General features: G+C 72.7%; 27 protein-coding genes. 16 read left to right on the top strand and 11 right to left on the bottom strand.

Annotated features, from left to right (window positions below):
• The 5 genes from E1286_RS30455 to E1286_RS30435 all read left to right on the top strand — a co-directional run.
• Positions 1 to 1,493, top strand: a 1,493-nt coding sequence (locus tag E1286_RS30455; protein WP_132617996.1) for a DUF4153 domain-containing protein, incomplete at its 5' end; no start/stop codon positions are given.
• An 8-nt stretch (positions 1,494 to 1,501) separates the two neighbouring features.
• Positions 1,502 to 3,028, top strand: coding sequence for an N-acyl-D-amino-acid deacylase family protein (locus E1286_RS30450; RefSeq protein WP_132617995.1), 1,527 nt, complete (start codon positions 1,502 to 1,504; stop codon positions 3,026 to 3,028).
• A 56-nt stretch (positions 3,029 to 3,084) separates the two neighbouring features.
• Positions 3,085 to 4,152 carry an alanine racemase gene (locus tag E1286_RS30445; RefSeq protein ID WP_246075353.1) on the top strand — a complete coding sequence of 356 codons (1,068 nt, stop codon included), beginning with the start codon at positions 3,085 to 3,087 and terminating at the stop codon, positions 4,150 to 4,152.
• 9 nt (positions 4,153 to 4,161) lie between these two features.
• Complete coding sequence (locus E1286_RS30440) at positions 4,162 to 4,542, top strand: RidA family protein (RefSeq protein WP_132617994.1); 381 nt, start codon at positions 4,162 to 4,164, stop codon at positions 4,540 to 4,542.
• Between the two features lie 9 nt (positions 4,543 to 4,551).
• Positions 4,552 to 5,757 (top strand): hypothetical protein, encoded by a 1,206-nt coding sequence (locus tag E1286_RS30435; protein WP_246075351.1) that lies wholly within the window; start codon positions 4,552 to 4,554, stop codon positions 5,755 to 5,757.
• Here E1286_RS30435 and E1286_RS30430 read toward each other — a convergent pair.
• Both E1286_RS30430 and E1286_RS30425 read right to left on the bottom strand, forming a co-directional pair.
• Positions 5,754 to 6,293 carry a TetR/AcrR family transcriptional regulator gene (locus E1286_RS30430; RefSeq protein ID WP_132617993.1) on the bottom strand — a complete coding sequence of 180 codons (540 nt, stop codon included), beginning with the start codon at positions 6,291 to 6,293 and terminating at the stop codon, positions 5,754 to 5,756. The genes E1286_RS30435 and E1286_RS30430 overlap by 4 nt on opposite strands.
• A gap of 4 nt (positions 6,294 to 6,297) precedes the next feature.
• The gene (locus E1286_RS30425; RefSeq protein WP_132617992.1) at positions 6,298 to 6,912 is read right to left on the bottom strand and encodes a LysE family translocator; all 615 of its coding nucleotides are present in this window, start codon (positions 6,910 to 6,912) and stop codon (positions 6,298 to 6,300) included.
• 103 nt (positions 6,913 to 7,015) lie between these two features.
• Here E1286_RS30425 and E1286_RS51445 point away from each other — a divergent pair, with 103 nt between their 5' ends.
• Both E1286_RS51445 and E1286_RS30415 read left to right on the top strand, forming a co-directional pair.
• Positions 7,016 to 9,763, top strand: a complete 2,748-nt coding sequence (locus E1286_RS51445) for a helix-turn-helix transcriptional regulator (protein WP_165969981.1) — start codon at positions 7,016 to 7,018, stop codon at positions 9,761 to 9,763.
• 291 nt (positions 9,764 to 10,054) lie between these two features.
• Positions 10,055 to 10,585, top strand: coding sequence for a hypothetical protein (locus E1286_RS30415; protein ID WP_132617991.1), 531 nt, complete (start codon positions 10,055 to 10,057; stop codon positions 10,583 to 10,585).
• Between the two features lie 17 nt (positions 10,586 to 10,602).
• Here E1286_RS30415 and E1286_RS30410 read toward each other — a convergent pair whose 3' ends face one another.
• The 3 genes from E1286_RS30410 to E1286_RS30405 all read right to left on the bottom strand — a co-directional run bounded on the left by E1286_RS30410 (position 10,603) and on the right by E1286_RS30405 (position 12,851).
• Positions 10,603 to 12,162, bottom strand: a complete 1,560-nt coding sequence (locus E1286_RS30410; RefSeq protein ID WP_132617990.1) for a hypothetical protein — start codon at positions 12,160 to 12,162, stop codon at positions 10,603 to 10,605.
• Between the two features lie 167 nt (positions 12,163 to 12,329).
• Positions 12,330 to 12,461: a hypothetical protein gene (locus tag E1286_RS51440; protein WP_281282779.1), complete on the bottom strand. Its 132-nt coding sequence runs from the start codon at positions 12,459 to 12,461 to the stop codon at positions 12,330 to 12,332.
• A gap of 192 nt (positions 12,462 to 12,653) precedes the next feature.
• On the bottom strand, positions 12,654 to 12,851 hold the full coding sequence (locus tag E1286_RS30405) for a hypothetical protein (RefSeq protein WP_132617989.1): 198 nt from the start codon (positions 12,849 to 12,851) through the stop codon (positions 12,654 to 12,656).
• 239 nt (positions 12,852 to 13,090) lie between these two features.
• On the opposite strand from E1286_RS30405, the gene E1286_RS30400 reads away from it, so the two are divergent.
• The 7 genes from E1286_RS30400 to E1286_RS30370 all read left to right on the top strand — a co-directional run bounded on the left by E1286_RS30400 (position 13,091) and on the right by E1286_RS30370 (position 19,223).
• On the top strand, positions 13,091 to 13,276 hold the full coding sequence (locus E1286_RS30400) for a DUF418 domain-containing protein (protein WP_132617988.1): 186 nt from the start codon (positions 13,091 to 13,093) through the stop codon (positions 13,274 to 13,276).
• Between the two features lie 48 nt (positions 13,277 to 13,324).
• On the top strand, positions 13,325 to 14,866 hold the full coding sequence (locus tag E1286_RS30395; RefSeq protein WP_132617987.1) for an FAD-dependent oxidoreductase: 1,542 nt from the start codon (positions 13,325 to 13,327) through the stop codon (positions 14,864 to 14,866).
• Positions 14,863 to 15,477 carry a TetR/AcrR family transcriptional regulator gene (locus E1286_RS30390; protein ID WP_132617986.1) on the top strand — a complete coding sequence of 205 codons (615 nt, stop codon included), beginning with the start codon at positions 14,863 to 14,865 and terminating at the stop codon, positions 15,475 to 15,477. The genes E1286_RS30395 and E1286_RS30390 overlap by 4 nt, the downstream gene beginning before the upstream one ends.
• 73 nt (positions 15,478 to 15,550) lie before the next feature.
• Positions 15,551 to 16,075 (top strand): redoxin domain-containing protein, encoded by a 525-nt coding sequence (locus E1286_RS30385; RefSeq protein ID WP_132617985.1) that lies wholly within the window; start codon positions 15,551 to 15,553, stop codon positions 16,073 to 16,075.
• Positions 16,072 to 16,899 carry a cytochrome c biogenesis CcdA family protein gene (locus E1286_RS30380; protein ID WP_132617984.1) on the top strand — a complete coding sequence of 276 codons (828 nt, stop codon included), beginning with the start codon at positions 16,072 to 16,074 and terminating at the stop codon, positions 16,897 to 16,899. Before E1286_RS30385 ends, E1286_RS30380 begins: the two co-directional genes overlap by 4 nt.
• Positions 16,900 to 17,356: 457 nt before the next feature.
• Positions 17,357 to 18,214 carry an alpha/beta fold hydrolase gene (locus tag E1286_RS30375; RefSeq protein ID WP_342776273.1) on the top strand — a complete coding sequence of 286 codons (858 nt, stop codon included), beginning with the start codon at positions 17,357 to 17,359 and terminating at the stop codon, positions 18,212 to 18,214.
• A 40-nt stretch (positions 18,215 to 18,254) separates the two neighbouring features.
• Positions 18,255 to 19,223 (top strand): threo-3-hydroxy-L-aspartate ammonia-lyase, encoded by a 969-nt coding sequence (locus E1286_RS30370; protein WP_132617982.1) that lies wholly within the window; start codon positions 18,255 to 18,257, stop codon positions 19,221 to 19,223.
• Between the two features lie 8 nt (positions 19,224 to 19,231).
• Here the strand turns inward: E1286_RS30370 and E1286_RS30365 are convergent, their stop codons facing one another.
• Both E1286_RS30365 and sigJ read right to left on the bottom strand, forming a co-directional pair.
• Complete coding sequence (locus tag E1286_RS30365) at positions 19,232 to 20,341, bottom strand: NAD(P)/FAD-dependent oxidoreductase (RefSeq protein WP_132617981.1); 1,110 nt, start codon at positions 20,339 to 20,341, stop codon at positions 19,232 to 19,234.
• Positions 20,342 to 20,383: 42 nt separating this feature from the next.
• Positions 20,384 to 21,259 carry an RNA polymerase sigma factor SigJ gene (gene sigJ, locus E1286_RS30360; protein WP_132617979.1) on the bottom strand — a complete coding sequence of 292 codons (876 nt, stop codon included), beginning with the start codon at positions 21,257 to 21,259 and terminating at the stop codon, positions 20,384 to 20,386.
• A 114-nt stretch (positions 21,260 to 21,373) separates the two neighbouring features.
• On the opposite strand from sigJ, the gene E1286_RS30355 reads away from it, so the two are divergent.
• A complete protein-coding gene (locus E1286_RS30355) occupies positions 21,374 to 22,276 on the top strand; it encodes an amidohydrolase family protein (protein ID WP_132617977.1) in 903 nt (300 codons plus the stop codon).
• Positions 22,273 to 22,731: a MaoC family dehydratase gene (locus E1286_RS30350; RefSeq protein ID WP_132617975.1), complete on the top strand. Its 459-nt coding sequence runs from the start codon at positions 22,273 to 22,275 to the stop codon at positions 22,729 to 22,731. Before E1286_RS30355 ends, E1286_RS30350 begins: the two co-directional genes overlap by 4 nt.
• Here E1286_RS30350 and E1286_RS30345 read toward each other — a convergent pair.
• From E1286_RS30345 to E1286_RS30330, 4 genes are all read right to left on the bottom strand, one after another.
• Complete coding sequence (locus tag E1286_RS30345) at positions 22,722 to 23,543, bottom strand: SDR family NAD(P)-dependent oxidoreductase (protein ID WP_187368242.1); 822 nt, start codon at positions 23,541 to 23,543, stop codon at positions 22,722 to 22,724. The two genes, E1286_RS30350 and E1286_RS30345, sit on opposite strands and share 10 nt — an antisense overlap.
• 68 nt (positions 23,544 to 23,611) lie before the next feature.
• Positions 23,612 to 23,953: a DUF5713 family protein gene (locus E1286_RS30340; RefSeq protein ID WP_132617971.1), complete on the bottom strand. Its 342-nt coding sequence runs from the start codon at positions 23,951 to 23,953 to the stop codon at positions 23,612 to 23,614.
• A 135-nt stretch (positions 23,954 to 24,088) separates the two neighbouring features.
• Positions 24,089 to 25,102: an alpha/beta hydrolase gene (locus E1286_RS30335; RefSeq protein WP_223190545.1), complete on the bottom strand. Its 1,014-nt coding sequence runs from the start codon at positions 25,100 to 25,102 to the stop codon at positions 24,089 to 24,091.
• A gap of 133 nt (positions 25,103 to 25,235) precedes the next feature.
• A partial coding sequence (locus E1286_RS30330) for an MFS transporter (protein WP_132617969.1) occupies positions 25,236 to 26,430 on the bottom strand: 1,195 nt, incomplete at its 5' end.

Raw genomic sequence — 26,430 nt, 5'->3', positions numbered from 1 at the left:
GGCCTGGGCAGCCGCCGGCGTATGTGCCGCCGCCGCTGCTGCCGCGGCCCGAGGTGCCCGACGCGCCGCGGTGGTTGTTGCCGGCGGCGGCGGGGGCCGGCGCGTTCGCGGCCGTGGCGTTGCCGGACGCGCAGGCCGGGCTGGGGCTCGTGCTGGTCGCGATGGTGCTGGGCGCGGGGGCGCTGCCCGCGGTGACGCGCCGGATGACGCCGTGGACGGTCGCGTTCGGGCTCACGGCGTACGGGCTGATCTCCATGGCGGCGGTGCGTGACGCAGATTGGCTGGTCGCGATCCTGCTCGTGGCGGGGGCCGGGCTGGGCGCACTGGCGGTGTCGGGAGCCGGGGCCGGCTGGCTCGGCGTGATCAGGGGTGGCGCGTCCGTCCTGCTCGCGCTGGGGCCGGTGCCGTGGTTCCTGGCCGGGCCGGTGAAGAAGCTGACGAACCGGCGGCGCGTGCTGCCGACGGTGGCCGCGCTGGGCATCACGGCGGTGCTGCTGGCGGTGTTCGGGCTGCTGTTCGCCTCGGCGGACGCGGTGTTCGCCTCGTACGTGAAGTGGCTGACCACCACGCCGGACTGGGCCGACTCCGCACCTCTGCGGATCTTCCTGTTCGTGCTCTTCGGGGTGCTGCTGGCCGCCGTGGTGCTGGTCGCGCTGCGGCCGGTGGCCGACCCCGTGGGGCCGGGGACGAAGTTCGCCGTCAGCAGGAGCATCTGGCTGCTGCCGCTGACGGCGGTGAACCTGCTGTTCGCCGCGTTCGTAGCGGTGCAGATCACGGCGCTGTTCGGCGGCGACACCCTGGTGCTGCGCACGGCGGGCCTGACCTACGCCGAGTACGCCAGGCAGGGGTTCTTCCAGCTCGTCGTGGTCAGCGTGTTCGTGCTCGGCATCGTGGCGGTGGCCGCCGGGCTGCTCAAGGTCGAGCGGCGTGAACGCTGGGTGCTGGCCGGGCTGCTCGGCGTGCTGTGCGGGCTGACGATGGTGGTGCTGGCCTCGGCGCTGCACCGGATGAACCTCTACACCGACGCCTACGGCCTGTCCCGGCTGCGGCTGTCGGTGGAGGCAACGGTGTGGTGGCTCGGCGCGCTGTTCGCGCTGGTGATGGTGGCGGGCGCGGCTCGGCTGGCGGGCCGCGGCTCCGGCTGGCTGCCCAGGACGATCGTGCTGGTCACCGGGCTCGGCCTGGGCGTGTTCGCGATCGTCAACCCCGACCTGCGGATCGCCCAGTCGCAGGTGGAGGCGCGGGCCGTCGACAAGATGGACTTCGCCTACCTCGGCGACCTCGGCGCGGAGGCCGTGCCGGCCCTCGACCGGCTGCCCGAGCCGCACCGCAGTTGCGTGCTCGCCCGCGTGGCCGCGACCAACGGGCTGCTGCGGAGCGACCCGTGGAACGGCTGGAACCTGGCCCGCTCCCAGGCCGTCGAGCTGCTGGCCGAGAAGCCGGTCACCAGGTCCGCACAGTGCTCTCCGCTGTTCCGTTCCCGCTCTGATTGAATCCAGGGGTGAGCTTCGACGTAGTCATCAGCGGCGGCCGGGTGCTCGACGGCACGGGCGCCCCGCCGTACCGGGCGGACGTGGCGATCACGGGCGAGCGCATAGCGGCCGTCGGCCGGCTCGCCGGCGCCGCGGCGGAGACCGTGATCGACGCCACCGGACGCCTCGTCGCCCCCGGCTTCGTCGACTGCCACGCCCACGGCGACGCCGCCGTGTTCGACCCGGCCGTGCAGCGGGCGGCGCTGCGGCAGGGGGTGACCACGTTCGTGCTCGGCCAGGACGGGCTCTCCTTCGCGCCCGGCTCGGCCGAGACCGTGGCCTACGTCTCGCGCTACTTCGCCGCCGTCAACGGGGCGCTCACCGTGGGGCCGCTGACCGTCGGCGAGTTGCTCGGCGGCTACGACAAGGCCGTCGCGGTGAACACCGCGTACCTGCTGCCGCACGGCACCATCCGCTACGACGTCATGGGCCCCTCGCCCGAGCCGGCGTCGCGCGACGACCTGGCGAGGATGCTCCGCCACGTCGAACGCGGGCTGTCGGAGGGCGCCGTCGGCCTGTCGAGCGGGCTCGAGTACCTCCCGGGCCGCTACGCCTCCGCCGAGGAGCTGGCCGCCCTGTGCGCCCCTTTGGGCGGCCTCCCGTACGTCACCCACATGCGGGCCTACGGCCCCCGCGCGGGGATCGGGATGGCCGAGGTGGTGGACATCGCCCGACGCTCCGGCGCCGCCATGCACGTCTCCCACCTGCACGGCCCGGCCGACGTGCTGCTGCCGCTGGTCGAGCGGGCGCTCGGCCAGGACGTGGACCTCACCTTCGACACCTATCCCTACCTGCGCGGCAACACGATCCTGGCCATGGTCGTGCTGCCGCCGGAGGTGCCGGGGGCCGAGCCGGGCCGGGCCCTGGAGATGATCTCCTCGCCCGAGCTGGACGCCTGGTGGCCGACGCTCGACGACGTCTGGCCCCGGCTGACCGTCTCGCACGCGCCCGGCCTGGAGTGGGCCGAGGGGCTGACCATGGTCGCGGCGGCCGAGCGGGCCGGGGCGACGCCGGCCGAGTTCTGCCGCCGCCTCCTGACGGAGACACGGCTGGAGGCGGGCGTCGTCTCCGCCCGCCCCGACGAGGGCCCGAAAGGCGAGGAGTCCGTACGCCGCATGCTGCGCCACCCGTCCCAGACCGGCGGCTCCGACGGCATCTACGTGGGCGGCCATCCGCATCCGCGCGGGTTCGGGGCGTTCGCCCGGTTCCTCGGCCGGCACGTCAGGGAGCTCGGCGACTGGACGTGGGAGCAGGCCGTCGTGCACCTGGCCGGCCACCCGGCGCGCCGGTTCGGGCTGGCGGACCGGGGGCTGCTGCGGCGCGGGTTCGCGGCCGACGTGGTGGTGTTCGACCCGGCCACGGTGGGCGACCGGGCCACGTACGAGGCCCCGCGCACGCCGGCCGACGGCGTGGACGACGTGCTCGTCTCCGGGGTGCCGGTGCTGGCCGGCGGCGAGCTCACGGGGGCCACGCCCGGGCGCGCGCTACGGCCGTGACACACCAGAGTCACGGGATTCAGGAGATAGGGTCGGGCGCGGACGAAGGGGGTATTGTGCTCGATCGGTCGATCTTCGACGGCGCTCTCGGCTTTCCCGCGATGGTCGTGCACCGCGACGCTTTGGAGCACAACGTGGCGACGATGGCGGCCTTCGCCCGCGACCACGGTCTGGAGCTGGCGCCCCACGCCAAGACCCATCTGTCGCCCGAGATCGCCGAGCGGCAGCTCGCGGCCGGCGCCTGGGGGCTGACGGTGGCCACGCCGCGGCAGGCCGAGACGGTCAGGGGCTTCGGCGCGGGCCGCATCATGGTGGCCAACCAGGTCGTCGACCCCGCCGGGCTCGCCTGGGCCGCGGCCGAGCTGGAGCGCGACCCGGAGTTCGAGTTCCTGAGCTTCGCCGACTCCACGGCGGGCATCGACCTCCTCGCCCGGCACGCCGGGGCGCGGCCGTTCCGGGTGCTGGCCGAGCTGGGTCACGAGGGCGGGCGGGCCGGCTGCCGGACGCTGGAGGAGCTGCTGGAGGTGACCGCGTACGCGCAGGAGACGCCGGGCGTCGAGCTGGCCGGGGTGGCAGGGTACGAGGGCGGGCTGGCGACCGCCGCAGAAGTCCGGAAATATCTCGACTTGTTGCAGGAGGCGGTCGAGCACGTCCGCGTCCGTACGCCCATCCTGTCCGTGGGCGGCAGCCAGTGGTTCGACGTGATCGGGCGCGAGCTCGCCGGCGCCCGGGCCAGGATCCTGCTGCGCAGCGGCGCGTACGTCACCCACGACGACGGCTTCTACCGCGAGCGCACGCCGTTCAACCGGATCGCCGGTCAGCTGCGGCCCGCGCTGGAGGTGTGGGCCCACGTGCTGTCCACGCCCGAGCCGGGCCTCGCGATCGTCGGCATGGGCAAGCGCGACGCTCCGTACGACGAGGGGCTGCCGATCCCGCGGCGCGGCGGCGTGACGGTGGTGAAGATGCAGGACCAGCACACCGTCGTGCGCGCCGAGGGGCTCAAGCCCGGCGACCTGCTGGCGTTCGGCATCTCCCATCCGTGTACGGCGTTCGACAAGTGGCGCGTGCTGCCGCTGGTGGACCGGGACTACCGTGTCGTTGGCACGATACACACGTACTTCTAGGGAGATTTCGTGAAAAAGGAGCTTAGGACGACGGAGGGCGCCGCCCCCATCGGCGCGTACTCCCAGGGTCTCGTGGTGGGCGACTTCGTCTACACCTCCGGGATGGGCCCGCTCGACCCCCACACCGGCGAGGTCGCCGGCGACGACGTCGCCACCCAGACCCACCAGGTCATGCGCAACCTCGGCGCCATCCTCGCCGCGCACGGCCTCGGCTTCGACGACGTGGTCAAGGCCACGGTGCACCTGCAGCACCTCAAGCGCGACTTCGCCGCCTACAACGAGGTCTACAAGTCGTACTTCAACGCGCCCTACCCGGTGCGCACGACCGTCGGGTCCGAGCTGCTGGACATCCTGGTGGAGATCGACTTCGTCGCCTGCAAGAGCGCGTAAAGTCGGCTCGTGGCCAGTGTGGACAGTTCCGTGTACGTCTTCGCCGAGGACCTGCGCGGTGAGGGCGTCGAGCGGGTGCTCGACAGGATCCGCGGCTACGGCGTGGCCGGCGTCACCGTCGGCGCCGTCCACCACGCCACCCGCGACGTCACCCCGCACGGGCTGTCCCGGCTGACCGTGCGCCACGACGGCGCGCACTTCACCCCGGCGCCCGGCCTGTTCGGCGGGCTCCGCCTTTCTCCCGTGCCGGGCTACCCCGAGGTGTTCGACGGGCTTCGCGAAGCCTGTGCGAAAAGGTCGCTGAAGCTGCACGCATGGACGGTCTTCCTGTACAACGCCACGCTCGGGGCACGGCATCCGGACGTGACCGTACGCGACTGCTTCGGCGACCGAGGCTCGCTGACCGACCTGTGCCCCGCCCACCCCGACGCGCGCGACTACGCCGTCGCTCTCGCCAGGGCGGTGGCCAGGCTCGGCGTCGACAGCGTGGTGGCCGAGTCGCTGCACTTCCGGCCGCTGCGGCGGCACCGCTCGTTCGTGCCGCTCGGCCCGATGGACGCCTACCTGTTCGGCCTGTGCTTCTGCGAGCACTGCATGCGCCGGGCCGTCAACCTGGGCGTCGACGCCGAGGTGGCGCGCGAGGAGTGCGCGCGCATCGTCGGCGGCGTGCTCGACGGCGACCCTCCCGCGCAGGGCGAGGTGACCAGGGCCGCGCTGACCGCGTACGCCGGGCCCGACGTCGTGGCCTACGCACGCGCGCGTTCCGAGAGCGTCACGACGCTGGTGTCCGAGGTGGCCTCGGCGGTGGCCGCGGAGGGCTCCAAGCTGGTGTTCGTCGACTCCACCGGCGCGGTCAAGGGGTACGCCGACGGGCTGCCCGCACCGGGCCTGGCCGCGCACGACGCCTGGCAGCTCGGCGTCGACCTGGTGGCACTGGGCGACCTCGTGCCCGCGTTCGGGGTGCTCGCGTACGCGCGTGACGCGGCGCGGGTGGCCGACGACGTGGGGGCCTACCTGCGGTCGGTGGGCAAGGACCGCGAGGTGCGGGCCGTGCTGCGGCCCGGCCACCCTGACAGCGACTCCGCCGACCGGCTCGTGGCCAAGGCCCGCGGGGCCAAGGCGGCCGGGGCGGCGGCGCTCGACTTCTACGCCTACGGGCTGGTGCCTTACCCGGTGCTGGAGCGCATCCCCGCGGCGTTGTCGGAAGCCGGTTAGACGCCGTCGAGGAGCGCGGCGACCGCCTCGGTCGGGAAGTCGTCGGGCACCGGCAGGCCGCGGAGGACCGCCCGCATCCACACGGCCCCGGCCAGCAGGTCGACGATGAGCATCGGGTCGACCGACGCCTTCAGCTCGCCCCGGCGCACCGCGCGGTCGAAGACCTCGCGTTCCCTGGCGAACCGGTCGGCGAAGAAGCGCCGCGCGTCGAGCTCGGGGTGGCGGACGGCGGCGGCGAGCGCGGCCACCGCGATGTCGCTGGCGGGCGGCTCGGTCAGCAGCCGCCTGACGCCGTCGACCAGCGCGACGAGGTCGCCGCGCAGGCTGCCCGTGTCGGGCGGCTCGAAGCCCAGCACGTCGGCCTCGACCAGCGCGGCCCCGAGCAGCGCGGCCTTCGACGGCCACCACCGGTAGATCGTCGTCTTGTTGACGCCGGAGCGCTCGGCGACCCCCTCGACGGTCAGCCCGTCGTAGCCCTTCTCCGCGACCAGCCACAGCGTCGCGTCGAAGATCTCCTGCTGCTTCCTCGGCGCCATGGGCTCATTGTCGCGCGGTCAGCACGGTGGCGAGGCCCAGGCCGAGGTAGACGACGCCGCTGGCGTACCGCATGGGGCGGGCGGCGCGGGTGAGGCGGTGGGCGAGCGCGCCGGCGGTGAGCGCGTACACGACGTCGGAGATCAGGCCCAGGAGCAGCAGCGTGAGGCCGAGCAGCACCACCTGCAGGGCCGGTGAGCCCGCGCGCGGGTCCACGAACTGCGGCAGGAACGCCAGGAACATCAGGACCGTCTTGGGGTTGAGCAGGTTGACCAGCACGCCTTCGAGGAAGACCGCGCGCAGCGGCTGCGGTTTCGGCGCCTGCGCGCTCGCCTGCCGTCCGATGAGCGCCCGGACGCCCAGATAGATCAGGTACGCGGCGCCCGCCCACTTGACGACCGCGAAGAGCGTGGCGGACTGCGCGATCACGTACGAAAGTCCCGCGGCGGCGGCCGCGATGTGCACGAGCGTGCCGACCTCCACGCCGAACGCGCTGGCCAGCCCGGCCGCCCTGCCCTGGGCGAGCCCGCGCGCGGCGATGTAGAGATGGTTGGGGCCCGGGATGAGGACCATCGCGAGCGAGGCGGCCGCGAAGAGCGCGAAAGTCGTCGGTGGGATCACGAAACAGCAGCGTAGGCGGCCTTTGGTATCTCCATGAAGGCCAATATGAGCCTCGTTCTCTGGACCAATTACTTGTCGGTGGCCCATGGCATAGTTTCTTGACGTGAACGGTCTTCTCGTCGGGCGCTCTATCGAGCTGGCCGGGCTCGCGCGTGTGCTCCAATCCGCGGCCGACGGCGTGGCCGGAGTGGCGCTCGTCGGCGGAGACGCCGGCATCGGCAAGACCCGGTTGGTCTCCGAGCTCGCCGCCGAGGCCCGCGAGCGCGGGTTCAACGTGCTGGTCGGCCAGTGCGCCGAGCTCGGCGACGCGCTGCCGTACCTCCCGCTGGCCGACGCGCTGCGCGGCGCGGAGCCGGCCGTGCGCGAGGCCGCCGCCGCCCACCCCATGCTGGGCCAGCTCCTGCCCGGCTCGGAGAGCGCGCCCTCGACCGGGCTCACCCAGCAGCGGCTGTTCGGCTCGCTGCTCGGGCTGCTGGCCGAGGTGCAGCCGGTGCTGTTCGTGATCGAAGACCTCCACTGGGCCGACCGCTCCACCCGCGACCTGCTGGTCTTCCTCAGCCGCATGGTGCAGAGCGAGCGCGTCTGCGTCGTCGGCACCTACCGCACCGACGACCTGCACCGCCGCCACCCGCTGAGGTCCGTGCTGGCCGAGCTGAAGCGGCTGCCCACGGTGATGAGCCTGGAGCTGGGCCCGCTCGACCCCGGCGCACTGTCCGACTACGTCGCGAGCCTCGGCGACCTCGACGCCCACGGGCTCGGCCTCATCGTCTCCCGCGCCGAGGGCAACCCGTTCTACGCCGAGGAGCTGTTCGCCGCAGTGGCCGAGGGCGACAGCCTGCCCGACGGGCTGGCCAGCCTGCTGCTGTCACGGGTCGAGGTGCTGTCCGAGGCCGGGCAGCGGGTGCTGCGCGCCGCCGCCGTGGCCGGCCGCCGGGTGGAGGACGACCTGCTGCGCGAGGTGTCCGGGCTGCCGCTGGCGGAGTTCGAGCAGGCGGTCAGGGAGATCGTCTCGCGCGGGCTGCTCAGGATCGACGGCCCCGGCTACGCCTTCCGCCACGCGTTGCTGCAGGAGGCCGTCTACACCGACCTGCTGCCCGGCGAGCGCACCCGCCTGCACGCCGCGTTCGCCCGGCTGCTCACCTCGCCGGCCGAGCTGGCCCACCACCACCTCGCCGGTCATGACCTGGCCGGGGCGCTGGCGGCCTCCGCCGAGGCCGGGCGGGCCGCCGAGCGCGTCGGCGCGCCCGCCGAGGCCCACCGCCACTACGACCGCGCCCTCGGCCTGTGGGATCGCGTCGACGACGCCGCGCGGCTGGTGGGGGAGAGCCGCGAGCGGCTGGCCTTCCGCAGCGCCGTCATGGCCGCCGACAGCGGCGACAACCACCGGGCCGTCACCCAGCTGCGCGCGTTGCCGCAGACCTCCGAGGTGAGCGAGCGGCTGGCGTACTACCTCTACGAGCTCGACGACAGCGCCGGCGCGATGGCGGCGGCCGAGCACGCCGTGGAGAGCGCGGGCAGCCCGTCCGAGCTGGCCCGCGCCCAGGCCACCTACGCCCGCACACTGCTGTGGAGCTCGCGCCACCAGGAGGTGGAGACCTACTGCCTGCGGGCCCTCGAGACCGCCCGCGCGGCCGGAGCCCGCGACGCCGAGGTCGGCGCTTTGCTCACGCTGGCCACGTTCCTGGAGCACCGCGGCGACCTGACCAGGGCGCACGAGCTGGTCGACGCCGCCTGCGCCGAGGGCAGCAGCGACCTCGCGATGGACCTTCGCGCCCGGTTCCACCACGCCCGCATCCACTACGACCAGGGGCTGCTCGCCTACGCCGCCGGGGCGGCCGACGAGGGCATCCAGATGGCGTCCGAGACCGGGCTCAAGTGGAGCACGTACGGCACCGACCTGCGGTTCCTGCGTTTCCTCGTCCACTACGCGGCCGGCGAGTGGGACCAGGCCGAGACGGTGGCCGCCGGGTTCGGCGCGCGGGTCGGCACGCCGCCGGAGGCGCTGCTGTCGTCGTTCGCGCTGTTCGTCGAGGTCGGGCGCGACCTGCCCGCGGTCGAGGGGCGGCTGGGATGGCTGCGGCCGTTCTGGGATGACGTGCTGATCGCCTACATGTCGCGGGGCCTGGCCGCCGAGCACGCCCTGTGGCACGGCGACCCGGCGACGGCGCTCGACCACGTACGCGCCGTCATGGCGCGGCTGATCGACGGCGACGTCGGCAGCATCCGGCTGGCCGCCACCGGGCTGTGGGCGCTGGCCGAGCTCGGCACCACCGAGGGCGCCGACGAGCTGCGCGAGCGCGCCCGCTTCGCCCTCGACCTCGGGCCCACCGGCGAAGGCGGTCACATCGGGCCTGAAGGGCAGGCGTGGGGGCTGCGCGTCGAGGCCGAATGGCACCGCGTGCACGGGCGGCTCGATGTGGAGCTGTGGCGGCGCGTGGTGGAGGCGTTCGACTTCGGGTTCGTCTACGAGACCGCGCGGGCCCGGTGGCGGCTCGCCGAGGCGCTCCTCGCGGCCGGCGACCGGGAGGCGGCGCACGTGGAGTGGGAGCTCGCCCGGGAGGTGGCGGGCAAGCTGCGGGCCGTGCCCCTGGAGAACGCGCTGCTGGAGTTCGGGCGGCGGGCCCGGTTCGGCGGCGGTCCCGCGGCGCCGGCCGATGCTGGGCTGACGGCGCGTGAGGTGGAGGTGCTCCGGTTGGTCGCCGAGGGGCTGACCAACCGGGAGATCGCGGAGCGGCTGTTCATCGCGCAGAAGACGGTGAGCGTCCACGTGTCCAACATCCTCGGCAAGTTCGCCGTCTCCACCCGCACCCAGGCCGCCGCCACAGCCCGCCGACGCGGCCTCCTGGGCTGACAGTGAGGATGTAAGTGAGCGCCCACGGCGCCGGCCTCCGCGGCCGAGTCGCCCACCTCACCACCCCAGCAGCCTGAGCCGCAGGATCCGGCGCGGAGACCACGAAGCCGCTTCACTTCCACCTGTGCCGCCGGCCCCGGCGTGGAGATCTTGGATCCGTCCCCCGGGGTTGGGGAGCCACGGGTGGCGGCTTTGGGGGGTCTTTGCGGGGTGCGCCGTAGCGTCCGGTGACCGGGAAACCCTTCGTTCACGGGAGGCCGGGGGCTCCCTGGTCTCGAAAGGAGCAGGTTCTTGTCTGCTGTCGTCCGGGCACTGCCCGCTCTCGTCGCTCTGCCGCTTCTCACCGCTCCCTCTCCGGCGTACGCCGCCACCGAGATCTCGTGCCGGGCCGCGGGGAACGCGCACTTCCTGCCCGGGGTGCAGATGTCCGTGCAGTCGCAGCACGTCACCTATCGCGGCACCCAGCAGGACTGCATCGACCACAGCGCGCTCGGCATCACGGCCGTTCGTTTCAGCGCCGAGTTCGAGGACGTGGATCTCGCGTGCGTGGATCGTGACTTCGGCCGCGGCACGGGCACCGCCACGCTCCAGTGGCGGCTCGGCAAGGCCGAGCCGACGAGCACGGCGGACGTCACCATCGAGGACACCACGGCCAACCGGGTCACGATGGGGGGTGTCGTCCGGGAGGGCGCGTTCGAGGGGCGGCGCTTCCGGGGCGCGTTCGACACGAGCCTGCTCGGCGGGGCGGGGAGGTGTGAAGCGGGCGCGCTGTTCGGCGGGGTGCGCAGCGCGCCCTTCGAGGGCAGCTTCAGCATCGACTGACCGTCGCGCTCCTGGGCTCAGCTGGTGATGGTCATGTCGCGGGACATGAAGTAGCCGGCGTGGTCGGCCTGGAGGTAGGCGTGGAAGTTCGTGGCCGCCGCGCGGGCCGACTTGTCGGCGGTGACGATCGTGATGACCAGGTACTTCTTCGACGCCGCCGACATGATCTTGCCGTACGCGTACGTGGTGTGTGTTTTGTCCACGCGCCACCGGACGGCGTCCGACTTCAGATTCGCCAGCCGGTCGGCGGTCGTCTTCGCCGCCTGGTCGGTGGGGAAGGACATCGCGATCTGGACCGCCTTGAGGTGCCCGCCGTACGCGGAGTAGGCGAGCTGGATGGCTCGCTGGCACTTGTTCTTGGCCAGCACGCCGCGCCCGTCCACCGGGTCGCAGGAGTCGTACGTCCAGCCGGCCACCTTGTTGGCGTTGAACTTGACCGTCCCCATGGAGAAACGCCAGTCGTCGAACTCGTTGTGCGTGATCGGCGAGCCCGGCGCCGCGCGGTGGGTGCCGGACGGCGTCTCACTGGGGGGCGTGGACGGCACCGCCGGCTCTGACGTGGGCGGGTCCGACGGCGTCGGCGAGGTCGTCGGCGAGGTCGTCGGCGTGGTCGTCGGCGTCGGCGGGGCGGTGCTCGGCAAGGCCAGCGTCGGCGGGGGCTCCGGCGGGTTGTTGATGTACAGGTACGCGCCGACGCCGCCGCCGCCCAGCAGCAGCACCGCCACCCCGATCACCAGGCCGATGACCAGGGCGTTGTTGCGCTTGGCGCCCGCCGGGCCGGGCTGGAACGCCCCCGGACGACCCCCTGGGTACGGGTGGCCCCCCGGCTGCCCACCAGGTTGGTGGTGGCCGCCCGGCTGCCCATGGTGCTGGAACGCGCCCGGCTGCCCGGCTTGCTGATAGGCACCTGGCCGGCCCGGTTGCTGGTGGGTCCCCGGCTGCCCGGGAGGGTAGGCACCCGGCCGGCCCGGGTGCTCATAGGTGCCCTGCGGCCCAGCCTGGTAGGCGCCCGGCTGTCCAGGTTGGTGATGGGGGCCTGGATGCTGGTAGGCGCCCGGTTGCGCGGGTGGGTAGGCGCCCGACTGTGCAGGCGGGTAGGCGTCCGGCTGTCCAGGTTGGTGATGGGGGCCTGGATGCTGGTAGGCGTTCGGCTGCTCGGGTTGGTGGGCGACAGGTTGTGCGGGTGGGTAGGCGTTCGGCTGGCCGGCCTGCCGGTAGGCGTCCGGCTGGCCGGGTGGGTAGGCGCCTGGCTGCTGGTGGCCGCCTGGTTGTTGAGGGTGGTGGTAAGCGCTCGGGTGGTCGCCGTGCTGGTATGGCCCCTGCCGGCTCCCGTGCGCCTCGTTCCCCGGCGTCCCGTAGGAGGCGGGCCCCTGGCCGTTCGGGCCGTAAGCGGCGGCTGCCGGTTCGTAAGGGACCTGGCCGTACGGCGGCGCGCCCTGCTCGGAGGCGGGCGAAGGGCCGTGTCCGGGGAACTGGGGAGAGCCGTAGCCTTGCGGCGTTCCTTGGCCGCCCTGGTCGCCGCCCCAAGCGCCTGGCTGGTGGGGATGCGGCTGCGGGGGCTGAGGGGGTTGTGCCATCCCACCATTCTGGTGCAGATCATCACCTTCTGCCCCGGCTACCCCACCAATGCCCTCACCCGGTGCTTCGGTCACCAAGGTCGCGACCAAGGTCTGAGGCGCCGTCGCGCCTGATCTCCGTAGCCTCCCCGCATGACGGAAAGCCGCACACCCCCAGCCCAGCGCGTTCACGAGATCGACGTGGTGCGCGGGTTCGCCCTGGCGGGCATCCTGGTGGCCAACATCGGTTTCTTCGCCGACCCCGGCCACAGCTTCCTGGGCGGCCTGCCCAGCGCCGACGACCCGGTGACCACCGCCATCACGATCCTCGTGCTGACGAAGTTCTATGTGATCTTCTCGTTCCTGTTCGGCTACTCGTTCACGCTGCAGATGCGCTCGGCGGAGCGGGCGGGGGTGAGCGTCCGGGCAAGGACGCTGCGCAGGTACCTGGGCCTGTTCGTGATCGGCGTGCTGCACGGGATCCTGCTGTGGGTCGGCGACATCCTCACGCTCTACGCCGTGCTCGGCCTCATCCTGCTCGGCCTGCGCGACATCCGGCCGAGGAAGGCCGTCATCGTCGGCTCGGCGCTCATCAGCGTGCCGGCGCTGCTGCTCCTGGCGCTGGCGTGGCTGTCGACCCTCGCCCCTGAGGCGGGCCAGGCGCCGGTGGGCGATCCCGCCGAGGCGGCCCGCGCGCTCTCGCTGGCCACCGGCGGGCCGCTCGGCTACCTGACCCTGCAGCTGGAGCTCTACCCGATGCTCGTGGCGGTGATCTGGGGCTTTCAGGGGCCGATGGCGCTGGCGATGTTCCTGTTCGGGCTGGCAGCAGGCAAGTCCAGGCTGCTGGAGGAGCCCGAGCGGTGGTCGCGGCTGCTGCCGCGCGTCCAGTGGGTCGGCTTCGGCGTGGGCCTTCCCGGCGCTGTCCTGTTCGCCCTGACGGGCCCAGTCCGTGCTGGCGTGTCTGGTCTTCACCGGGTACGGCCTGGCGCTCGCGGGCACGCTCTCGCCGCTCGCGGTCATGGGGGTGGCCCTGGTGATCTACACGGTCCTGCTGTGGCTGAGTGCCCTCTGGCTGCGCAGCCACCGCTACGGCCCCGTCGAATACGTGATGCGCCGGTTCACCACATGGAGTTAGACTCGATTTTGTTAACGGTACCGTTCCGTAAACAAAATGGAGGAGATCATGGACGCGGACGTCTTGGTGGTGGGAGCCGGACCGGTCGGCCTGGCGCTGGCCTGCGGGCTCCGGCAGCACGGCCTCTCCGTGCGCGTGGTCGACCGGGCCGACGGACCGGCCACCACGTCACGGGCCAACTTCGTGCACGCCCGCGGCTCGGAGGTGCTCGACCGGCTCGGGGCGCTGGGAGGCCTGCCGGAGGAGTCCGTACGCGCCATGACGATCACGACGTACGCCGGCGACCGGCCGATCATGAAGGTGCGGTTCGGCGACCCGGGCATCAGGACCGCGGCGCCGCCGATGGTGATCTCGCAGGCCAGGGTCGAGGCGGCGCTGCGCGACCGGCTGGCCGAGCTGGGCGTCGTACCCGAATGGGGGTCCGCGCTGACCGCGATCGAGCAGGACGGCTCGGGCGTCACGGCGGTGCTGGGCGACGGGCACCGGGTGCGTACGGCGTGGCTGGCCGGGTGCGACGGGACGGGCAGCACCGTGCGGAAGCTCGCCGGGATCGGGTTCCCCGGGGTGCGGGTCAGCGAACGGTTCCTGCTGGTGGACGGCCGGCTGGAGACGCCGCTCGACCGTTCGGGCACGCACGGCTGGGTGCATCCCGCTGGGATGCTGGGCGCGATGCCGATGCCCGGCGACGGTCAGTGGCGGCTGCTGGCGTACGACCCGGCGTTCCGCGACGAGAAGCCGTCGGAGGAGCAGATCGCCGAGCGCATGCGGCACATCCTGGCCGAACGCATCGGCCGGACCGGCACGCGGCTGGCCGAGACGAGCTGGGCGTCGCTGTTCAGCGTGCACCGGCGGCTGGCGAACGCCTACCGGAGCGGGCGGGTGCTGCTGGCCGGCGACTCGGCGCACGCGCACGCGCCCTTCGGCGGGCAGGGCATGCTGACCGGGCTCGGCGACGCGGAGAACCTGGCCTGGAAGCTCGCCCTGGTCGTCGCCGGGCGGGCGGACGAACGGCTGCTGGACACGTACGAGGCCGAGCGCCGGCCGCTGGCCACCCAGGTGCTGCGCGGCAGCACCGCCACCACACGGATGAACATCGCCGCCACCCCGATCGGCCGCTTCCTGCGCGACCGGGTCCTGGTGCGGGTGTTCGGCATGCCATGGATCCAGCGGTACACGACGTACGCCACCTCGCAGCTCTGGGTGAGCTACCGGCGCGGCCCGCTGGGCGGCGGCGGGCGCCGGCCACGGCCGGGCGACCGCGTCGCCGACCTCGCCTGCGTGCGTCCCGACGGCACCCGGGTCCGGCTGTACGAGGAGCTCCGCGAGCACTGGGTTGTTCTCGGAGGCGACGGGGAGACGCTGGCCGCCGCCCGGAGACGACTCGGCGGGACGACGGTGACTCAGCTCCGAGAGGCACCCGGCGGGCTCCCGCCCGTCGAGGCGCATGGTGAGATGGGCTCTGGTGAGGTCGCGACCGGCAAGGAGGCTCGTGGGGTGTGGTTGGTTCGGCCGGACGGGCATCTCGCCTGCCGGGGTGGGGCTGCTGACATCGAACGCTGGCTGGGCGGCGCGCTTGGGGGCGGCCGGTGACGGCGCCCGCCCGGGGGCGTGGGCGTCCGCGTGATCCGGAGACCGACGCCGCCATCCTGCGGGCGGCGCTGGAGGTGTTCGTCGAGCGGGGCATCGAGGGGTTGAGCATCGAGCAGGTCGCCAAGCGGGCCGGCGTCGGCAAGCTCACCGTCTACCGGCGCTGGGCCACCAAGGAGGAGCTCGTCTCCCAGGCGATCCAGACCATGGTGAGCGACGAGTTGACGCTCTCGCTCGCCGACCTGGACGCCCTGTCGCCGTACGAGATCACCGAGCGGGCGCTTCCGGCGGCGGCCGAGCTGGCCGCGAGCCCCGGATACCGGGCGCTGATCGCACGCATCTGGGGCTCCGCCGTGAGTCACCCGTCGCTGATGGCGGTGACCTGGGAGCGGTACATCCTGCCGCGCCGGAGGCTGGCCGCGTACCTGATCGAACGGGCCCGGCAGGAGGGCCTGCTGGCGGCGGACGCCGACGCGGACGTGCTGATCGACATGATGGTGGGCGCGGTCATGTACCGCGCGCTCCAGCCCGACCCGCCCGACACGGACGAGATGCTCCGCTACCTGCGGGCTGTCTACCGCCAGGCCGGCCTGCTCCCGCCAGAGCCCTCCTGACGGCCGTCACCGGGACATAAGCGTCATCGGGACGTAAGATCCCGCCTGCCCGCGCCGCTCTACGCTCGGCGCCATGAGGGCGATGCGAACGATGGCCGCGTTATCCGCGATCCTGCTGGCGACCGCGTGCGGCGGCACGACGCCGACCGAGACGACGTTCTCCCCGCCGGCGTCCTCGTCCGGCGCCGGCGTGCCCCACGCGCTGCGGTTCTCCGCGAAGACGCTGGACGGGCGGACCTTCGACGGCACGGGCCTGGCCGGCAAGCCGGTGGCCTTCTGGTTCTGGGCGCCGTGGTGCCCCAAGTGCCGCTCCGAGGCCCCCGCCGTCAAGGCCGCCGCCGCGAAGTACGGTGACGTGGCGTTCGTCGGCGTGGCGGGCCTCGACACCGAGCCGGCGATGAAGGACTTCGTCCGGAGCACCGGAACGGAGGACCTCACCCACTTGTCCGACAATGAGGGCGCGGTCTGGACGAAGCTGGGCGTCAGCTCACAATCCACGTTTGTCTTCATGAAGCCGGACGGATCCACTCTGAAAGCCTCAGGCCCGCTCACTCAGGACGATCTGGACGGGCACCTGCGAACCCTGCTGTCCCGATGACGGAGCTGCCCCTCGCGCTGGCCGTCACCGCCGGCGCCGTGGCCGCCTTCAACCCGTGCGGCTTCGCGATGTTGCCCGCGTACCTGACGTTGCTGGTCGGCGACGAGGGCGGTGGGCAGCCGGTCGTGCGGGCGCTGGTGCTCTCCGGCGCGATGACGGCCGGGTTCGTCACCGTCTTCGGGCTGTTCGGGCTGGCGGTGAGCGGGCTGGCCGTGTCGGTGGGGGCGTACCTGCCGTGGGCGACGATCGTCATCGGGCTGCTCCTGCTCGGGCTCGGCGTCTGGCTGGTGTCCGGGCGGGAGCTGATCGTGCGCGTCCCGGGGCTCGCCACCGGCCGCCCCACGACCGCGCCGCTCTCCCTGTACGGCTACGGCCTCTCCTACGCGGTCGCCTCCCTGTCCTGCACGGTGGGGCCGTTCCTGGCGGTCACCTCGGCCTCGCTGTCCGGCGGCGGGCTGGCGGGCGGGGCGGCGGCCTTCGCGGCGTACGCGCTCGGCATGGGCCTGGTCGTCACCGTCCTGTCGCTCGCGGTGGGCCTCGCCCGCGCCGCCGCGGTGGCCCGGCTGCGGCGGCTGCTGCCGTACGTCTCGCGGGCCGGCGGCGCCCTGCTCCTCCTGGCCGGCCTGTACGTCGCCTACTACGGCTGGTACGAGCTCCGCGTGCTGGCGGGCGCCGCCGCCGACGACCCGATCGTGGGCGCGGTCACGTCCGCACAGACCGCGCTCACCGCCTGGCTCACGAACGTGAGCGTGGGCTGGCTCGCCGCGGCCGCCGCCGTGCTCGCCGCCGCCGTCGTGCTCCACCGGAGATCGGGACGAAGCTAGCAGGCGTGTGGCTCACTCCACCCTGCCGGCGTCTCCGATCAATTCGAATTCCGAATCGGCGGGCGGAGTGAGGCGGGTCAGCCGCCCGAGAGGGGGACCATCAGTGTCGTGATTGTGCGACTCACCAAGACTCATGAGGAGAACCCGCGCTGAAAAACCTCACCATGGTCCTGTTCAGGTCCGGCGTCGTGGTGTTCGTGATGCTTGGCGCGATCGTCGTGCTCGTGCAGGCGGGCGGCCTGGTCGCCGCAGCCCCGGCTTCGTCTGCGGCGCCGTCTCGGCACTCGGCCTGGCGATGACCGTCTCCGTCGGCTTGACCCCCCTGCTCGGCTTCCCCTGACGTCGTACCGGCTCCGGTGGAAGACCGGAGGTGTAGCGCGGGTGGTGTGGTGGGATCGATTCCGGGAGGTACGTCGGGCTCCAGGACGCCTCATGCCTGTGGCGGCTCGGTGGGAGGATGGTAATGGTCGCGGAGACGTTCATCCGAGTGTCTCCGGCGATAGAGCTGTTCGTCGCGTACACCGGTGAAGCGGCTGGTTCATGCCCCTTGCTGGTGGTCCATGGCGGGCCCGATTGGGACCACACCTATCTGAGAGATCCTCTGATGGAGCTCGCCGACCGTCACAACCTGATATTTCCGGACTTGCGCGGATGCGGGCGATCCACCCGGGGGCTCCCCGACGACCACTACACGCCCGCCGCGGCGACGGACGACCTCGTCGCGCTGCTCGACACGCTCGGTGGACGCCCGGCCGACGTGCTCGGCTTCTCCTACGGCGGGTTCCTCGCGCAACGCCTGGCCCTGGCCGCCCCCGGCCGGGTCCGGCGGCTCGTGATCGCCTCCAGCGCCGTGCTCCCCGTGCCCCCGGACGCGTACGACGGCTGGGCCGAGCGCGACCGGCGCCGCGCCGCGGAGGCCGCGATCTGGTCCGACCCGCGGCTCTCAGGACCGGACCTCACCCGAGCCGCCGCGCTGGCCGGCGCCGAGGCCGACGTCTGGCGTCCCGAGGCCCTCGACGCCTACCGCGAACGGCTCTCCCATGTCCGCTTCTCGGCCGAGTGGGCCCGTCCCTGGCGGGCGGGCACCCTGCCGCCCGCCAGGCCGGACCGCGCCCCCGAACGGCTGGCCGCGCTCGGCCTGCCGATCCTGCTGCTGCACGGCAGGCAGGACATGACGTTCCCGGCCGCGATGGCCGAAGAGGGCGCCGAGCTGATCCCCTCCGCCCGCGCGGTCGTCCTCGACGAGGCCGGGCACATGACCCACGTGGACCAGCCGGACCGCTGGCTCGCCGCCGTCGCCGCGTTCCTGGCCTGATTGACTTCTTGCTGAGACACCTAGCGAAGGAGCCGCAAGCATGACGAACGCACTGCCGGTCACCCTTGACGACGTCCACGACGCCGCGGCCCGGCTCAAGGGGGTCGCCCACCGTACGCCCGTCCTGCGCTCGCGCACCCTGGACGCCCTGGTGGGCGCCGAGGTCTTCGTCAAGTGCGAGAACTTCCAGCGCGTCGGCGCGTTCAAGTTCCGGGGTGCGTACAACGCCGTCTCGCGGCTCACGCCGGCGCAGCTCGCCAGGGGCATCGCGGCGTACTCGTCCGGCAACCACGCCCAGGCCGTCGCGCTGGCGGCGCGCGAGCTGGGCAGCAGCGCGGTGATCGTCATGCCCGAGGACGCCCCGCGGCTCAAGCGCGAGGCCACCGCCGGGTACGGCGCCGAGATCGTCACCTACGACCGCTACACCGGCGACCGCGTGGCCATCGGCCAGGCGCTGGCCGCAGAACGCGGGCTCGCGCTGATCCCCCCGTACGAGCACCCTCACGTCATCGCCGGGCAGGGCACCGCCGCGCTGGAGCTCATCGAGGAGGTCGACGAGCTCGACGCGCTGGTCGTGCCGGTCGGCGGCGGCGGGCTGATCGCCGGCAGCGCCACCGCGGCCAAGGGGCTGCTGCCGGGGATCACCGTGGTCGGCGTCGAGCCGGAGGCGGGCGACGACACCAAGCGGTCGCTGGAGGCGGGGGAGCGGGTGGCCGTCCCGGTCACGCGGACGATCGCCGACGGGCTGGCCGCCGAGATCCCCGGCGAGCTGACGTTCTCCATCAACCGGCGCCTGGTGGACGACGTCGTCCTGGTGAGCGACGACGAGATCCTGGCGGCCATGCGGCTGGCGTTCGAACGCATGAAGATCGTCATCGAGCCGAGCGGCGCCGTCTCGCTGGCCGCGCTGCTCGCCGGACGGTTGCCCGAGGTCCCGCGCCGCATCGGTGTCGTCATCTCCGGCGGCAACATCGACGTCAGCCGCTTCGCCGAGCTGGTCGCGGCCTGACGATCAGGTCAGAACGGCACCGGCAGGTTCACCTGGCCCGCCAGGGCGAGGAGCTGCCGGACGTCGTCCACCGGCGGATGGATCCGTTCCATGATCCACTGCTTGATCTCCTTGGCGCGGGTGCCGGTGAAGGCCACCTCGCGTTCCCAGCCCCGCGTGTACACCGCGCCGGCCGCCCCCAGGTCCAGGTCGGTGACGTACGGCGCCGGGTCGAAGTCGATCGGCGGGAGCCCGAGGAGGTCGGCGGCGGCGTTGTGCCCGGCCGTCTTGCCCATCGGGGTGGCGTGCTGGCAGCTCTGGACGACCCGGTGCTCGGCGTCGAAGCGGGCGGCCGCCACGTCACCGGCGGCGAAGACATCCCCGGTCACGCGCATCCGGGCGTCCACCTCCAGGCGGCCGAGCGCGTCCCGGCGGCCGGGGATCTGCGCGGTCAGCGAACTGGCCCGCATCCCGGCCGCCCACACCACCGTGTCGGACGGGATCCGCGTCCCGTCCGACAGCACGGCGGCGCCGTCCTCGACGGCGGCCAGGGTGGTGCGGAGCCGGCGTTCGACGCCGAGGTCGTCCAGAGCCTGCTCGATCGCCGGTCGCGGGCCCGAACCGAGGTCGGGGCCGACCACCTCCGCCTGCTCCACCAGCACCACCCGGCCCCGCGCGGCCAGCTCGGCGGCGATCTCCAGCCCGGTGAACCCGGCCCCCACCACCACGGAGGTCACGTCGCGGCGGCCCTTCAGATGCGCGGCCAGCCGCCGCGCGCCCTCGATCGTGTCGACGTCGAACAACCGCCGCGCGCCGGGCACCTCGGGACGCACGAGCCGGCTGCCGGCCGCCAGCACCAGCCGGTCGTAGCCGACGGCGGCCCCATCGGCGTGCACCACGCGGGCCTCGACGTCGATCGCCTCCACGGTGGCGCGCAGGTGATGGACGCCGATCGGGGCGAGCACCGCGCGCAGGGGGAGCGCCGCCCGCTCCGGATCGGGCTCGTAGAGCCGGGGCCGCAGCACCATGTCGTCGCCCGGCGTGATCAGGGTGATGCGCAGGCCCCCGCGTACCCGGGCGGCCGCGACGGCGGCCCAGACCCCGGCGAACCCGCCTCCGACGATCACAACGTGTGACATGTCCTCATCTCCTTCGGAACGTCATGTCGCGAGGGAGACAAGTCAGGAGACAGGAACGTGACCGGCGTGCCGCAACTTGTCGGGATTGGCCACCCGGCGGAACGACGTGATGCGCCCGCCGGAGATCTCGACCGTGTCGATCCAGACGAGCGCCCCGTCCCGGTACGTCGCGAGGCCCGGCTCGCCGCCGACCTCGATCACCCGCATCGTGGTACCCGGACGGCGGATGCCCAGCCGCGCCAGCAGGCGTGCCACGCGTTCGCGGCCCCGTACCGGCGTCCGGGCGGCGGTCGCCCTGCCGCCGCCGTCGGCCACGTACACGACGTCGGGGTCCAGCAGCTCCACCAGCCGGGCGAAGTCCCCCTTCTCGGATGCGGCGCGGAAGGCGTCCAGCACCCGCTCCCGTTCGGCGCGGCTCGCGGACGGCCGCCGCCGCGCCCGCGCGAGGCGGGCGCGCGCCCGCGAGGCGAGCTTGCGGCAGGCCACCGGCGACCGGCCGAGCACCCCCGCGATCTCGCCGAACGGCAGCTCGAAGACGTCGTGCAGCACGAACGCCACTCGCTCGGGCGGCGGCAGCTCCTCCATGACCAGCAGCATCGCCGTGCTGACGGACTCGTCGACCAGCACCCGGTGACCGGCGTCGGGGCCGGTCAGCAGCGGCTCGGGCAACCACGGGCCGACGTAGGCGTCCCGGCGCACCCTCGCGGAGTTCAGCACGTTGTACGAACTCCGCGCCGCCACCGTCACCAGCCACGCCCGCAGGTCCGCCACCTGCGACAGGTCGGCCACCGCCGCGCGCAGCCAGACGTCCTGGACGACGTCCTCGGCCTCCGCGACACTGCCCAGCAGCCGGTACGCGGCGCCGAAGACGGCGGGCCGGTGCAGCTCCCACTCGTCGCCGAGACGCGTGCTCTCCATAGGGGTGAACCTACGCCCGGGGCGCTGGTCGGGGTGTGGACGGATCACGGTTGCTCGGCAAAACTGTGACGCAGGTCTGAAATTTGCCCCATATCTCGTGAAGAGGTGGCGTGCATGGATCTGCCGGGCAAGCCGGGTCCTGTCAACGTCGACGACCTGGTCGCCATCGACGTCCACACCCACGCCGAGGTCTCCAAGGACGGACACGGGTCGCTCAGCCCCCGGCTGTTCGGCGCGTCGGAGGAGTACTTCGGCTCGCACGAGCGCCCGACCGTCGCCGAGATGGCCGCGTACTACCGGCGGCGCAGGATGGCCGCGGTGGTGTTCACCGTGGACGCCGAGCACGCCACCGGCCACCCGCGCATCTCCAACGAGGAGATCGCCGAGAGCTGCGCCGAGCACGCCGACGTGCTGATCCCGTTCGCGAGCGTGGACCCGTGGAAAGGGCGGGCGGGCGTCCGCGAGGCCGTGCGCCTGGTGAGCGAGTACGGCGTGCGCGGCTTCAAGTTCCACCCGAGCATCCAGGGCTTCTCCCCGGACGACCGGATGGCCTACCCGCTGTACGAGGCCATCGAGGAGCTGGGCGCCGTCGCCCTCTTCCACACCGGCCAGACCGGCATCGGCGCGGGCGTCCCCGGCGGGGCCGGGATCCGGCTGAAGCACTCCAACCCGATGCTGGTGGACGACGTAGCCGCCGACTTCCCCGACCTGAAGATCATCCTGGCGCACCCGTCGTTCCCGTGGCAGGACGAGGCCCTCGCGGTGGCCGTGCACAAGCCGACCGTGCACATCGACCTGTCGGGCTGGTCGCCGAAGTACTTCCCGCCGCAGCTCGTCCGGTACGCCAACAGCCTGCTGAAGGAGAAGGTGCTGTTCGGCTCCGACTACCCGGTGATCTCACCGGACCGGTGGCTGGCCGACTTCGACCGGCTCGACATCAAGCCGGAGGTCCGCCCCAAGATCCTCAAGGACAACGCCGTACGCCTGCTCGGCCTCCACGAAGGGAAGCAACCATGACCGTCACCGTGCAGGGCCTCGCGGGGCTGAAGGAGCTCGCCGGCCGCGACCTCGGCCACAGCTCCTGGCTGGAGGTCGCCCAGGATCGGGTGAACACCTTCGCCGACGCCACCGCCGACCACCAGTGGATCCACGTCGACCCCGAGCGGGCCAAGGACGGGCCGTTCGGCGTCACGATCGCGCACGGCTACCTCACCCTGTCGCTGGTCATCCCGCTCTTCGGCGAGCTGCTCGACATCCGGGGCATCTCGATGGGGGTCAACTACGGGCTGGACCGGGTCCGCTTCCCCAGCCCCGTCAAGGTCGGCTCGAAGATCCGGCTGGCGGCCACGGTCGTGTCGGTGGAGGACGTGCCGGGAGACGGCGTGCAGATGGTCGTGGACCTCACCGTCGAGGTCGACGGCTCGCCCAAACCGGCCTGCGTCGCCCGCGCCCTCTACCGCCACTACGCCTGACGGCTCCTGGCCCCTTGGGTCGGGACGCTCCCGCCGGCGGCGCGGGAGGACCTCCTGATGGCCACCTCCGCCTCGACCAGCCGTTCGATCGGGTCGTGGCCGGGCAGGCCGGGGACGCAGACCACCTCGCCGGCGTCGAGCGCGGCCAGCGACGCCTCCACGACCTTGGTCGCCGGGATGCCGCCCAGGGGACGCGCCGGCGTGTCGTGCTCGCGTACCGGCTCCAGGCCGCGTGACAGGTGGAACTCCGTGTCGACCAGCCCCGGAGCCAGCGCCTGCACGCGCAGCGGCGTGCCGGACAGCTCGCTGGCCAGCGTGCGGGTGAACGTCAGCACGTAGCCCTTCGTGCCGGCGTAGATCGCGCGGTGGGGGAGCGGGTGTGGCGGCAACGACCCGGCGAAGGCGATCTGGGAGGCCACGTTGACGATCGTGCCGTGCCCGTGCTCCAGCATGCCCGGCACGGCGGCGCGCGTCAGGGTGGTCAGCGCGGTCACGTTGACGTCGATGACCTTGGTCATGAGGCCGGGCTCGAGCTCGGCGAAGGGGCCGTAGCCGTTGATGCCCGCGCTGTTGACCAGGAACGCGATGTCACCGGCCGCCGCCCGCTCGGTCACCCGGGTCAGGTCGCCGGGCGCGGACAGATCGGCGACCAGCGTCTCGACCGTCGTGCCGGTCTCCTTGCGCAATCTGTGGGCGAGCTCGTCGAGCCGCGGCCCCCGGCGGGCGACCAGGACGGTGTGCCAGCCGCGGGCGGCCAGACGGCGGGCGTATTCGGCCCCGATCCCCGATGAGGCTCCTGTGACCAAGGCCATCTGTCTGGTTTGCACAACTATGCCCCTTTCCTTCCAGTACGGCCCCTACCCGCTGCGGCGGCGCCCCCTCACCAGTCGCGAGCCCCGATCAGCGTCTCCGTGTCGGCGTCGGGGAATCCGTACGCGGCGGCCACGAACGCGAAGTCGGCGGCGATCAGCTCCCGCGCGACGGTCTCGATCTCGCTGTCGGCCGCGAGGAACTCCTCCTCCAGCGCGTTGAACTCCTCCGTCGCGGCATCCGTGAGCGCGTAGAGGGCGGCCAGGTCGGCGGGCCGCTCGGCCTCGATCCTGGCGCACAGCCGCAGCAGGATCGCCTGGCCCTTGTCGACCAGGTGGTTGGGGAACCATCCGTCGTCGTACATGCCCTGAAGAAAGGGGTGGCCGGCCACCTGCCGATTCGTCAGCGCCATCGGGCATCTCCTGTCCTCGCCGTACGGGATGACGGCATCCTGCACGCCGGCACCGACAGAATCGCCTGAGAGTGTGACCCCATCAGCCGGTGGATCGACACCTCATCACCGAACGGACGCAAACAAGAAGAGCGTTCATGCCCGTTCAGGCGAGAGCGCCCTCCGCAGAACCTGAACCAGGTCAGCGCGCATGCGCTGAGCCGCCTTGGTCTGCGCCAGCAGGTACGTGCCGTGCACGGTGCCGGCGTACAGATGCAGCTCGACGCTGACGCCGGCCTTCATCAGGCGCCGCGCGTAGTCGAGTGCCTCGTCCCGCAGCGGATCGAGTTCACTCACGGCGATGAAGGCCGGAGGCAGCGCGGAGAGGTCCTCGGCACGGGCGGGAGCCGCGTAGCTCATCCCGTCCTCGCCGTCGACGGTGGAGGATCCGCTGAGGTAATGCCGCCAGGTGAGTTCGAGGATCTCCCGGTCGAGTACGGGTACGTCGACGAGTTCGCGGATCGAGTCGCTTTCCAGCCGATCGTCCAGCACCGGAACGCCCAGGTACTGCAAGCGGATGCGGGGGCCGCCGCGGTCCCGCGTGAGCAGGGCGAGCCCGGCACTCATCGTGCCGCCGGAACTGTCGCCGCCGACCGCGATCCGGTCGGGGTCGACGTCGATGTCGGCCGCGTTCTGCGCCATCCAGGTCAGGGCCGCGTAGCAGTCTTCGAGACCGGCCGGGAACGGGTTCTCCGGCGCCAGCCGGTAGTCAACGGCGACGATGACCGCCTCCAGGTCGAGAGCCAGTCGCATCAGCAGAGGGTGCGTCATCTCCAGGTCGCCCAGCACGAAACTGCCGCCGTGGATGTAGAGCAGCGCGGGCAACCGTCTCGCACCCTGCGCCGGCGTGTAAACGCGCACCGGTACGTCGGGCGCTCCCGCCCGGCCCGGTACGACGGCGTCGCGTACCCGCAGGTCGGCGGGAACTTCCGGCGCAGGCATCGCGGTCTGCGCCTCGAAGAGAAGATTCCGTGTGGCTATCGGGTCGGTCAGATCAAGACGGGCGAACGGCATCCGCGACGGAGCCAATTCCGGATCATATGCGTGGTTCATGATTTTCCCCTGTAACACCATCTCGGACCAGAACCGTCGGGCCAGATCGTTGATCATGGTTGGATGTCGCCTTCGCCCATGAGGCGTACCGTCGATGTGCACGGATCGTTCGTGACGCAGGTCACGTCCGCCGGCACGATCCGGATCGGCTACGTCAGCGCCAGCGCATCGGAGTCGGATTCACCGATCGTCAGGACTGGGTGCGGAAGTGCGACATCCCCTTGACCAGCAGTAACGCGGGCGGCAGGACGAGGATGAGGACCGCCGCGGCGCCGAGCACGGCCGCCGGGCTCGTGAGCTCCGCCAGCGGCCCCGCCAGCGCCTGACCGAACGGCAACAGCCCGAAACCGCACAGCCAGGCGAACGAGCTGATCCGGCCGATCAGGTGGTCGGGGATCTCGCGCTGCAGGGCGACCTCCCAGTGGATCGCGTAGATCTCCACGCCCGCCCCGGCGACCGCGTACGCCGCGAACACCGGCCAGGCGTCCGTCGAGAAGATCAGCGAGGCCGGAGCCGCCGCGTAGAGGGCCATCGCGGCCAGCGCGACGACGCCAGGCCTGCGCGGCCGCCACGCCATCGTCAGCAGCCCGCCGGCCAGGCCGCCGACGCCGTAGCAGGTGAGCGCGACGCCGTACACGGCGGCGGAGCCGAACTCGGCGGTGCTGACGATCGGCAACAGCACCTGCGTCGGCGCCAGCACGAACATGAGGTTCACCGCCGAGAACGCCAGGATCGCGCGCACCCACGGACGGCTGCCCGCCTCGGCCACGCCGGCGCGGATGTCCGCCGCGAACGACGCCCGCGGCGCCGGCTCCCGCCGCGGCTCCGCCACCCGCCAGAACGCGAACGCCGCCGCCGCGAACACCGCCAGCGTGATCGCGTACGCCGCCCGGGTGCCCGACGCGGCGATCACCGCCACGCACACCACGGGCCCCACCATGATCCCCGTACGGATGGAGACGCTGACCAGGGACCTGCCGGACTCGCGCTCCTCGTCGGCGAGGACGCCACGCAACAGCCCGTTGAACGCCGGCCGCACGAACGCCTCGGCGATCCCCAGGACGAACACCGCCGCTGCCGCGGCCCCCACCGGCAGCGCCGCCGGCACCGCCAGCGCCCCGGCCACCAGCCCCTGGGCGGCGTACGCGGCCGTCATCAGCAGCCGGCGCGGCAGCCGGTCGGCCCACACGCCGCCGGCAGGCAGAAAGGCGACCAGCGTGATCCCGCGTACGGCGAGGACCAGGCCGAGCGCGACCGCGTCACCGCCGGCCTCCACGACGGCGACGGTGATCGCCACGGCGAGCATCTGCTCCCCCATGACCGCCGCCGTCTGACTGACCAGCAGCAGGCGGAACCGTGGGTTCGCAAGCGCCGCGACCCTACTG

Origin of the sequence: Nonomuraea terrae (assembly GCF_004348995.1) — a bacterium.
In the GTDB taxonomy this organism is placed as follows: domain Bacteria; phylum Actinomycetota; class Actinomycetes; order Streptosporangiales; family Streptosporangiaceae; genus Nonomuraea; species Nonomuraea terrae.
This window is presented reverse-complemented; position numbering and strand designations above follow the sequence as displayed.